The sequence below is a fragment of the Leptolyngbya sp. FACHB-711 genome, from assembly GCF_014695615.1.
Lineage (GTDB): Bacteria > Cyanobacteriota > Cyanobacteriia > Elainellales > Elainellaceae > Leptolyngbya_A.
Genome location: NZ_JACJOR010000307.1, coordinates 1 through 11,509, shown reverse-complemented (window position 1 = coordinate 11,509; position 11,509 = coordinate 1). Strand labels below are relative to the sequence as shown.

Genomic DNA, 11,509 nt, shown 5'->3' with positions numbered 1-11,509 from the left:
GAAATTGAGCAGTGGAAGCAATCCCTCACCTACCAGAGCCAGGAGCTAAACCGGCGCGAAATGGAACTGGAGGCGCGACAGGAAGAGCTTCAGCAGCTCGAAGCAGAATTTTCGGGGCTGGAGGAGCAAAAACAGGAGATTGACACTCGGCGGGAAGAAGTCGATTGCCTCCAGCAAGAGTTTGAGCGGCGAACGCAAGAGCTAGAGGGAGCCTGGGCACAGCTCCACGGCGAGATGAACCGCCTGGAAGAAAAAAAGGCAGAGTTAAACCAGTCCACAACGCTCGATGCAGGACAGGCAAATTACCTTCAGGAACTCCTGAATCGTTTATCGGGAGCCGTGGCACCTACCGACTCGATTCAAGAACAGCTCAACCTGTCTTTTGAACTGATTGGGCAACAGCAGCAGCAGCTTGATCACTCCTGGCAGTCCCTAGAGCAGCATCGCTCCACCGCACAGGACACGCAGGCACAGGTCGATCGCCAGGCGCAGGAAATTCACGATCGCTGGCAGCAATGGCATCAGGCGCAGGCGGGGGTAGAGCAGGCAAAAGCGGATCTGCGGGCGAAACAGGAAACGCTCACCCTTCGTCAGAGCCATGCTCAAGTGTTGAGCCAATATCTGGAAGGACAGAAAGGGCTGCATCAGCAGGTTGCTCAGCTTGCAGGCTCGTATGATAAGGCTGATTTCGGTCAGCTTGAGATTTTGTCGCTGGATGAACTCCAGACAATCACAACCGACCTCGAAAACGATCTGGAGAAACTGTCGCGGTTTGTGAATGGGCAGGAGGAGGAGTTAACGTTTCAGCGACAGGAAATTGACCAACTCAAGCAGCAGATTCAGCAGGCAAGTGAATACGATCGCCTTCGCCTGGAAACCGAACTTGCCGACGAGCAAGACCGCTATCAAATGCTGCACGAAACGTTGATTGGTCAGCGACGCAACCTGCAAGAGCGGCAGGCAACCTTAAAGCAGCATCAAATGGTACTAGCCCGTCGTCAGGGACACCCGATCGATCAGGAAGAGAGCTTTGCCGTCAATCTAGAGCCAGTACTCCAGCGCATTGAGCTTCTCCGTCAGCAGCAGGCTCAAGAACTCGCAGGACTCGAAACCCAGATTCAGCAGTTGCAGCAGGCGATCGACACTGACCAGCAGGCGATCGAGCAGCAAACCCAGCAGCAGCAGGCACAGCGAGAAGAACTGCTTCAACTCGAACAGCACCTCAAATCCCAAATGTCAGCCGTAGGCGAACTGTGGGGCAAGGTTAATACCTACCAGGAAACCCTTCAGCCCATGCAGGACAGCTTGAACGGATTGCGTCAGAAAGCAGAAGCGATCGCTGCCATGATGACTCAGTTTCAGGAAGCCAGCGACTACCAGCATCAAGCACTGAGCGAAATGCGGGAAACGATCGAACGGCTGACAAATCCGCAGGTCCAGTATGCAGTTTCTTGATCGATCGAGTTTCTCTGGTGCTTAAGAGCTTTGTCGCTTCTGGTTTACGCTTGAGGGTTTCTAGCCCCCTAAATCCCCCAGGATTGGGGGACTTTGACCGACAAAGATAATCGACTCATGGTTGACTTGGGCGATCGTGCCTCCGGGAAAGGGATCTGTGCGGCTACGGTTGGGGGCAGTAATCAGGGCAACGAGCTTTTCGATCTGGTCGAAGCTGGGGGCTTGAGGCAGAAATGACTGCAACAATTGCCGCATTGCCCGTCGCTGAAGTGACAGGGGAGCCGATCGCAGTACGATTCGGTTCAGGCGGGGGAAAGGAGGAATTTGATCGATCGATCGGCGTTGGTTTCCTTGCTCTGAGCTTTCCAAGTGATCGAGAGATTGCTGTAAAAGGTCTGCGGCTGCCGTTTCCAGATAATCTACGTCTGTCTGCAACAGTTCTGCCGTTTGCGCGAGCGTGAACTCAACCTGCGGATTGAAGTGAGTTTGCAGGTAGGGAATAAGTTCTCCACGAATGCGGTTGCGCTTAAATTTCAGGTCGTGATTGGTCGTGTCTTCCCAAATTTTTAAGCCTTGCGCCTGGCAAAAGAGAGCCGTTTCAGCCCGGGTAAATTTCAGTAGGGGACGAACCAGCCATAGATCAGGAAGCAATTCGCGCTGCCAGGAAAGGGCTTGCAGTCCATCGGTTCCACTGCCTCGGAGCAGGTTATGCAGCAGGGTTTCTGCTCGATCGCTTGCGGTATGTCCTGTAACGAGGTACCCGTAGCCGTGCTGCTGAGCAATTTCGATGAGAGCTTGATATCGCCAGTTTCTGGCAGCCGCTTCGCTTTTGAGCGGTTCTGTCGCAGTCGCGCTGTGATAGGAAATCTGCCAGGTTTCAGCACACTGTTTCACATGGTCTGCGTTTGCGTCTGAGTCCGATCGCCAGCGATGGTTACAGTGAGCAATACCAAGCCGCCAGTTCCAGTGGGACTGTAGATCGAGCAGCAGCTGAATCAGACAGAGAGAATCCTGTCCGCCGGAAACCGCAACCAGCACCGATCGGTGGGCAGGCAGGAGAGAGCGATCGCGCAGGGTTTGGTGGAGTCGAGCGTGAAACCTTGACCAAACAGCATCAGACACAGGGAATAAACTACTGAGTTAATAGCCGCGCTCGTTTTCAAAATCGTCTCTGTCATCCCAGTCTTCGTTTTGAGGCGAATTGCGTCTGGGGTAGATGTCTTCCCGGTTTGGGGATGGATTGCGCGGATAGCCTTCGTCGCGACTACGGGGCAAAAAGATTTCGGGGCGGGAGTAGGTTTCAGTTTGGAGTGGGGGGCTTTCCCGAAGCAGTTTAGGACGTTCGGGTGCGAACTCAAAGCGAATTCTGACTCTGCCGCGCTGCCAGCCTACATTTCCGACGCGCAAAACCTCACAGCTCAAGCCGCGATCGGTGAACCAGTCTTCCTGTTCTTCCGTCCATTCGCTGTCCTGTTCGCTAATCAGCTGCGCTAGGGCATCCAGCAACTCGCTTGCCTTAAAGGTTGGATTTCGCATCAGGATTCGACCCGATCGGACGTGCAGCACTTCATCGCTGCTTAAGACTTCAAATTCTTCCATGATTTCCGGTTTCTAACGAATAGCCCCTAAAAAAACCAGCCGTAGCTGTGTAGCCCCTTGCCCAGCAGGTTCACGCCCAGATAGCACACCCAAACAACGACGAATCCCGATGCCGCCAGAATTGCCGGACGACGACCCTGCCAACCACGTGTAATGCGGGCATGGAGATAAGCCGCAAACACCAGCCAGGTAATGAGTGCCCAAGTTTCCTTCGGGTCCCAGCTCCAGTAAGATCCCCAGGCTTCGTTTGCCCAAACCGCTCCGGCAATAATGCCGATCGTTAGCAGCGGAAAGCCCAGACCGATGATCCGGTAGCTGATGTTGTCTAGGGTGTCTGCCAGGTTGAGCCGTTGAGGGGTGAGGGCGATCGTTTCACTTGCCGGGGTCAGAACTGCCGTAGCAGCATCAGTCGATTGAGCCGCACTCAGGGTCAGCGCAGCATTCTCCGACCCGGCACGACGCAGGCGCAGGCGCGAATCCCGGTATGCTCCTGTGCCAACCGAGCTTCCCTTTAGCTCAATTTCCTGCCCGCGGGTGACGACCAGAAACGCGACCGCTAGCAGCGAACCCACCATCAGCGCGGCGTAGCTCAGCAGCATGACGCTGACATGCATCATCAGCCAGTTTGACTTCAGCGCAGGAACAAGCGGCTCGGCAGACTGCATCGTGGCAGGCAGGGTCAGCGTTGCAAACGCCGTGATGCCCATCGCGATCGGAGCCGTGACCACACCTACAAGCGAACTGCGGCTCATGTTTTCCGCAACGAAGTGCATCGCCGTAATGCCCCAGGCAATGAAAAACAGCGACTCATACAAATTGCTGAGCGGGAAATAGCCTGCCTCGATCCAGCGTGCCCCCAGCAATGCCGCAATACAGAGATTGCCGATCGCCATCCCCGTCGCGCCCAAAGTCGGCAGGTAGGAAAGCTTGGGGAAAGCGGCTCCCGCCCAATACATCAGCATCGTGAAAAACAAAACGGCAAAGGAAGCGTTATCAAGCCAGTTTTGCAGTGCAACCAGATCCATCCCAAAAATCTCCAGCGCGAGAGATGCAGTCAACCAAGACAAGCATCATTAGAAAGACTGTCTTCTTCTATCGTACCGAGCCTGCTCCCCGATTTGGAGTTTGATTGCATTTTGAGCAACAAATTCTTAAGGATGGGGGAGACATGGGAGAGGTGGTGCATCGCCCGCTAAATTCCCTATCAATAGGGAGCTTTAAGATTCGGAGAAAATTCTGTTTTCCACAGAATTATGTACAGGGAGCGATTTAGGCGATGGCAATGACTGTTTAAACCTTCTCTAGGGGCTGGATTCAGTGCTGGGACTGGGGTTAGGACTGGGGCTGGACTGGGCAGTGGGAGCTTTAGAGGACTGATTCATCAAAATTTGAATGTCATATCGCATCGTGCGCCCGTCCTGTGCTGCCGTAGTTGCGCCAATTGCCCGAATTGCATTCACTGCTTTCTGGTCATTGGGGGCAAGTTTGGGCAGGGGCAAAGGCAGGTTAGGGGTGGCGAGCCGATCGAGATCCAGGAAGAAATGCCCGTCCGTGGACTGAAAGTTGGATTCTGTTGCAGATTGGAACAGCGTGTTTTGGGCCAGTGCGCTTGCCGGGGCAGGCAAAATCGTACTGGCAAGGTTGGGTCCGATCGCGATAAAGGCAACGTTGCCATCGAGCCAGCCGTGGGTGATGCTGAGCGACGAAAAAGGCGAGACCCAGGTCGTGACGGGTTTGCCGCCAAGCTGCGCTTCAGTGACTTGGAAGCGATATCGATCGCCCATCACTGCGTCGAGCTTCTGGAATGTTTGTTCTGCCTTGCGGCGATCGCTCGTCTGCGCCAGCAGCAGAATCCCAGCACGGGACTGATTGGTCTGTGGATTGGTAGATTGGTTCGCCGGGGAAGCAGGCGGAGCAGAAATCAGCGAGATTGCGTATTCGCCATCCATCCAGGCGGCCATATCTTTATCGAAATCCAGCCCGGTGAGATTGCCAAAGCTTTGCCGCACCAGACTGGGGTTAAACGTGCCGCGTGGGGCGTTTTCCTGAGGCAGGTCGATGCTTTGCCAGAACTGCTTGAAGCTGTCTCCAGAATTCACGAGCAGCGTTTCCGCAGGCAGCAGGGTAGTTATGCGATCGTCTTGATCCCCAGTGCGGTAGCGGATTTTGCTGTCGTTAGGCAGCCAGCCAACGCCCTCAAAGTTTACCGTTTGCCGATCTACGGTACCGATCGCCACAAAGCCCTGATTTGCCTGAAAAGGAATCAGCATCTGGGGCGGGAGCGGCTGCATGGGATTATTCGCAGCCAGAGCAATCGACTGAGGCACGCTCAGATAGAACCGTACAAAGGGATTAGCTGTGGTTTCAAGCTGCCGAAACGCTTGGGCATAGCCAGGAGCCTGTACCACGGAAGTTTTGCCGCGATACACATCGATCGCCTGCTCGATCGCCTTTGGGTCAGGAGACACAACCACGAGGCGATTATCAATCACGGCTGCCGCGTATGCCCGATCGGTTTGCCCGTGAACTTCCCGAATTTTGAAGCCCTTGTAGTCGCGATCGACCGCTTCCTGACCGCTAGCAACTTTGGGAGTCGCAAAGGCCTGCTGTGCTTTCTCAGGATGGGCGATCGGGAGAACAATCACTGGAGATTCCGTTGCCTGCTGTGCCGCAGATAGAAACGCCACGGTCATCTCATCACCCACCCAGGGTTTGATGTCGCGATCGAAGTTGAGGTTGTTTGACGTGAGAAACCGATCGCGCCAATCAGCAACGGTGCGATCGAGGGCAGACTGGGATTCAAGCGTACCCAATCGCCGGAGCTGCTGTAGCTGATTCTCATTAGTAGAGAAGGAAAACAGCGCAACCGTCTCTTGAGGCAACACTTCCGATCCGGCAGGTAAACCCACGGCAGTTGGTTTTTGCTGTACCAGCATCCAGGCAACGGCTCCGCCTGCAACCATTCCCAGCGATGCCCCCAATGCCACCAGTAGCTTTGGCTGTTTCTTGAGCTGTTCAAGCAGTTTAAGCTTCACCCCATTTCCTCCCTTCTCGCCATCGCACATTCGACTATAGACGATCGATCGTCAATTCGAGTTGCCGATAAACGATCCCCATGAGAATTTTTTAGAGGTCCAGGTTTCGCAACCCGCTAGATCCCCAAAATTGGTGGACAGGGGAGGAAGGCCGATCGGAAGTTCCTCTATAGGTTTGGAAGTGGGATTGAGAGTGGGGTCAAGATCCGCCCAAGAAATTTAATCCGTAGACCATCCTCGGAGATCGATCGCCAAAGTTTTACCGAGTTTCAGCAGCGGGCGCAATTGAGCAATCATCCAAGCTTCACTGGGTCGATCGCCAGAAGTCCCAGTTAAATCAGGCAGAATATGACCGTGCAGATGGCGGAAGTAAAGCTCCTGAGCGCGATCGAGGGAAAGCCCCAGATTGAAATGAGTGCCCAGCGCGATCAGACGATCGATCCAGGTGGCATCGGTTTCGATCGTGTCTGGGTTGAGATTGTGCAGCAGATTCCAGAGCGATCGCAGAATCAGGCGCTCCAGGGTTTGTTTGATCTGGGGAGGCTTAATCGGACAGTGCAGATGGGCTGCTTCCGTAGCGATCGCTTCGAGTTCGGTGAGATAGCTGTGGCAAACTTCGGGATTGCTGAACGGGAAGTCGCTCGTTTCTCGCTCTAGCGACTGCAGTGCGGTGAGAGCGCGATGGCTGATTGCCACTTCTGCGGCAACCTGGAGTTCTTGGGGCACTTCTAGCGCATCTCGGTAAAATGCCATCAGCACCCCGTAGTTATCGCGGTAAACCTGGGTATAAAGCTGATCCAATCGAGTCAAGGTTTCTTGACTCAGCAGGCGCATAATCCGGTGACGTTCTTCAGCAAACAGATCTTGCAAGCTGTAGGACTGATTTCCAAAGGCGCGATTCATTGCCAGGATCGTTCGTGCCGCACTTGCCTGAGCCATTGCCTCAAATAAACTGTCTCGAAGCTGGGTGTACGATCGGCGTCCGGCAAAGGGCTGAATACAGCAGTGGAAGTCCCAGCCACCCAGGTGCAGCACCGCAAACACCAAATGACGCGTTTCTCGAACCAGCTCTGAAGTAATTTGAATTTGTCCGACTGCCAGCGTGAGCGATCCCAATCGCTGAATCTGGTAATCCATCTGATGAATGCTGTAGCAATAAAGCCGCTGATCCCGTGCGTAGGGCGTAAACAGCGACGTGATTGCATAGTGCGAAGCCACCTGCTCCAGGCTAATTTGCGCCGGAATCACAAGCTGCCGATACACTTCTGCCCCGTTCTGGAAAAACTCGACGTTGCTAGGAGCTGCCGCCAAACGCTTAATAAATACCTTTTCAAGCTGAACGCCTGCTACATCTCCGGCTAACTCCAGGGCACGCGCCGCATAGCGCAAAATCTGTGTACCTTCCGGGCGAGAGAGTTCATCAAAAAACCAACCGCAGCTTGTGTACATTAACAGGGTGTGCCGCTGCATTTCTAGCAGTCTCAAGGCATCGATGCGATCGCCTACCGTCAGCTTCCGGCACTGATGCTCTGAAAGAAATCGATTCACGTTAGCAGGGCTGCGATCGAGCATGACGCGAATGTATTCATCCCGCGCCTTCCAAGGATCACGAAACAGCTTTCGCCCCTGTTCTTCAAACACTTTCACAAGCTGATCCCGCAGCCAGTCCAAACTATCCCGGAGCGGTCTACGCCACTGCTGATTCCATAACCCGCCGCCGCCGCAGCCGCAGTCTTCTTGCCAGCGATCGACCCCATGTGAACAGCTCCAAGCAGTCACGGGCTTCAACTCCACCTCCCAAGTGGGCGGATTGAGGCTGAGATAGTGGGCAAAGTTTGTCACCGTCCAGTCGTGACGCGGAAACTCTTCGACAAAGGCATACGCCAGAGCTTTCTCAGTGCCGCCCTTGTGATGCCCAAAGGTTTCTCCATCGGTTGCCACCGAAATAAGCTGTGCCGGGCGATGATCCCCGCGCACTGCCTGCCCTAACCGCCCCACAAAGTGATGCGAACTGCTCAGCACATCGTTAAAGCCCATATCGCGGGAGATGGGGCCGTCGTAAAAGAAGATATCGATGTAGGAACGGTCTGTGGCGATCGGGAACGATCCCGACAAAGGATCAGACGCAGGATTCAGATAGCAGCGATAGGGCTGGATCGGATCGATCTGGCTACCCCCCACTTCAATCCAATAGGGATCAGGCTCGTTAGTCGTTGGAAGCGGACGACAGCGTTGCGCCTGCGAGGGAGCCAGAACAATAAATTTAATTCCTTCTGCAATCAATGCCGCCAACGTTGCCTGATCGACTGCCGTTTCTGCCAGCCACATGCCTTCGGGATCACGTCCAAATCGGGCCCGAAAATCAGCTTTGCCCCAGCGAATTTGCGTCAGCTTATCGCGATCGCTTGCTAGGGGCATAATGATGTGGTTATACACCTGAGCAATCGCATTGCCATGTCCATTGAGGCGATCGCAGCTTTTGTGGTCTGCTTCCAGAATACGCTGATAGGTTTCCGGGTCGTGCTGTTCTAGCCAGCTCATCAGCGTCGGACCAATGTTGAAGCTGAGATACTCGTAGTTATTCACGATCCCCAGCACTTCGCCACGATCGTTTAACACTCTAGCAAAGGCATTCGGTCGATAGCACTCGTGATAAATTCGCTCATTCCAATCATGAAACGGAGATGCACTCGGCTGACGCTCGATCGAATTCAGGTAAGGGTTTTCACGCGGCGGCTGATAGAAGTGACCGTGTACTGTGACATAAACCCCATGTGCCTGCTGAATGGGATCAGGCTTCAGAAACGCAGACGAAGCTGTATTCACATGATCCCCGCCTGATGAAGCAATGACCTCAGATAAGAAACTACTTGAGCTTGGAGCAGAAGAATCCTGCATTGTTATCGCATCTGCATAAGTGAAGTCAGAAGAATCAGCCGAGTTAAAAGATTGAGAAGTCATACTCTTGGGAATAGAAAAGCAAATCAGCAGAAATAAACGCAGAAATTAATCAGGGATCAACTGAAGATAAATCAAAATTAAAAGCCACAAACCCTAGAAAGGCCGAAGGATTCAGGACAAAACGATTTGCTAGCTGCTTCAGCAAGCAAGACATGATGAGAAACACAAATCTTTTGCAGTAAGTGCTTTTTGCAATGTTTCTGCAATGTTTTTGGAATAGTGCGGTTAAGCCGATCGCGATAAAGCAGGAAACAATCGCTAACAAAATAACAAACGGGGATGATGCAAAGACCAACTCTATTGCTTAACGCTGAACAAGCAGGAAGGATAAGCCGTGCTTCACTTGCAATTTACATTTTGCGATTCAATCAGGGGAATATCTGAAGTAACTTCCTGAATGCAGCGCAGAGATATCCTTGCTGTATCTTAAACCTAAAGCTTAAGGAATGGGGTGTGTTAATTCTCTACAACAATCTCTTACCAAATCTCTACACTAAGTGAGAGTTCTTCATGTTTAGGGTAAAACCAAGGTTAGAATTCGGCCTGCTATTTTCCAAAAACACAAATCGATCGAAACGCTAATTTTTGAAAATCAGGCAGAATAACTGATCCCCGTTCTAAAATTTGCTGCAAGCCAAATTCATCGTCATCGGGATCGCAGAAAAGCACTAGCTGTTTCTGCCGAAAAATTCACCACTCAATATTCACAAAACCCGACTTTCGCATCAATTTTGCTTTTCTCTCCAGATCTTCTGTCCATCTGAACTGAGAAAACTCTATCAATCAGAAGATATTCTCAGGATAGGGATGATCCAGATGATCCGAAGGAACTGTGAGGCAACAAAAAAGGACGCACCGTAGCACGTCCGATCGCTCGCAAATTAGATATAGATCACCAGAGGCAATTAAGACTCAGCGGATCTCGATCGCTCATTTGAGCAGTCCCTTTTTAGCAGTCATAGTAGAGCGAGAACTCATAGGGGTGCGGACGCAGGCGCATCGGGTTCACCTCATTGTCCAGCTTGTACTGAATCCAGGTATTGATCAGGTCTTCGGTAAACACACCGCCCACCGTCAAGAAGTCGTGATCTTTCTCCAGGCACTCCAGCGCATCTTCTAGCGATCCCGGAGTCGAAGGAATCTTAGCCAGCTCTTCCGGGCTGAGGTCGTAGATGTCCACATCCAGCGGTTCACCGGGATCAATCTGATTCTTAATACCGTCAATTCCAGCGCAAAGCATTGCCGCAAACGCCAGGTATGGATTCGAGGTTGCATCCGGGCAGCGGAACTCCAGACGCTTCGCCTTCGGATTTGTACCAGATAGCGGGATCCGCACTGAAGCCGATCGATTGCCCTGCGAATATGCCAGGTTCACCGGAGCTTCAAATCCCGGAACCAGACGCTTGTAGGAATTGGTCGTTGGGTTGGTGAATGCCAGCAGAGCGGGAGCGTGCTTCAGAATACCGCCGATATAGTGCAGTGCCATCTGGCTCAGACCTGCATAGCCATCGCCTGCAAACAGAGGCTGGCCGCCCTTCCAAATCGATTGATGGGTATGCATTCCAGAACCGTTGTCGTTGAAGACGGGCTTGGGCATGAAGGTAATGGTCTTGCCGTACTTCTTCCCAACGTTCTTAATGCAGTACTTGTAGGTCATCAGCCAGTCTGCTGCCTGAAGCAGCGTTCCAAACCGGAAGCCCAGTTCGCACTGACCACCCGATGCGACTTCGTGGTGATGCTTCTCGATCGGCACACCGCACTTTGCCATCGTCAGCAACATTTCAGTCCGCAGGTCTTGCGAAGTATCAGTCGGCGCAACGGGGAAATAGCCTTCTTTGTAGCGGGGCTTATAGCCCAGATTGCCGCCCGGCTCAACACGACCAGAGTTCCAACGACCCTCGATCGAATCAACATAATAATAGCCTTCGTGCTGATTCTGGTCGAAGCGAACATCATCAAAAATAAAGAACTCCGCTTCAGGACCGAAGAAAGCCGTGTCGCCGATTCCAGTCGAGGAGAGGTAGTCTACTGCTTTTTGGGCGATCGTTCGAGGATCGCGAGAATAGGGTTCGCCCGTCCGGGGTTCCTTGATGCTGCATACCACGCTCAGCGTCGGCTCCGCCATAAAGGGGTCAATCCAGGTGGTATTAGGATCAAGCACCATCATCATGTCTGATTCGTTGATCGCTTTCCATCCCCGAATACTGGAACCGTCAAACGGTACGCCCTGATCGAAGCTGCTCTCGTCGATTTGGTCATGATAAACGGTGAGGTGCTGCCAGGTTCCAGGCAGATCGACAAACTTAAGGTCGATGAGCTGGATATTTTGCTCTTTAATCAAATTGAGAACGTCTTGGGGGGTCGTCATGAACTGCTCCTTAGCAACGATGAGCGATTAAAATTCAGTGGAGTGGAAACTGAGCGGTTCGACTGGATTACTCAAGCATTCAAGGCACTCT

7 protein-coding genes are annotated in these 11,509 nt (G+C 52.8%); 1 reads left to right on the top strand and 6 read right to left on the bottom strand.

The annotated features are described in order from the left end of the window. Window positions 1–1,455 (top strand): pilus motility taxis protein HmpF (gene hmpF, locus H6F80_RS12375; protein ID WP_190791851.1); only part of this gene is annotated, 1,455 nt, incomplete at its 5' end. A 60-nt stretch (window positions 1,456–1,515) separates the two neighbouring features. Here the strand turns inward: hmpF and tilS are convergent. From tilS to glnA, 6 genes are all read right to left on the bottom strand, one after another. Beyond that, window positions 1,516–2,577 carry a tRNA lysidine(34) synthetase TilS gene (gene tilS, locus H6F80_RS12370; RefSeq protein WP_190791850.1) on the bottom strand — a complete coding sequence of 354 codons (1,062 nt, stop codon included), beginning with the start codon at window positions 2,575–2,577 and terminating at the stop codon, window positions 1,516–1,518. 18 nt (window positions 2,578–2,595) lie between these two features. Next, window positions 2,596–3,054: a KGK domain-containing protein gene (locus H6F80_RS12365; RefSeq protein WP_190791849.1), complete on the bottom strand. Its 459-nt coding sequence runs from the start codon at window positions 3,052–3,054 to the stop codon at window positions 2,596–2,598. A gap of 26 nt (window positions 3,055–3,080) precedes the next feature. Continuing rightward, complete coding sequence (gene ccsB, locus H6F80_RS12360; protein WP_190791853.1) at window positions 3,081–4,079, bottom strand: c-type cytochrome biogenesis protein CcsB; 999 nt, start codon at window positions 4,077–4,079, stop codon at window positions 3,081–3,083. Window positions 4,080–4,355: 276 nt separating this feature from the next. Further along, entirely contained in the window at window positions 4,356–6,089 is a 1,734-nt protein-coding gene (locus tag H6F80_RS12355; protein ID WP_190791848.1) for a DUF3352 domain-containing protein, read from the bottom strand. A gap of 219 nt (window positions 6,090–6,308) precedes the next feature. Continuing rightward, complete coding sequence (locus H6F80_RS12350; protein ID WP_242067315.1) at window positions 6,309–9,050, bottom strand: DUF3536 domain-containing protein; 2,742 nt, start codon at window positions 9,048–9,050, stop codon at window positions 6,309–6,311. A 949-nt stretch (window positions 9,051–9,999) separates the two neighbouring features. After that, the gene (gene glnA / locus H6F80_RS12345) at window positions 10,000–11,418 is read right to left on the bottom strand and encodes a type I glutamate--ammonia ligase (RefSeq protein WP_190791847.1); all 1,419 of its coding nucleotides are present in this window, start codon (window positions 11,416–11,418) and stop codon (window positions 10,000–10,002) included. Between the last annotated feature and the right edge of the window lie 91 nt (window positions 11,419–11,509).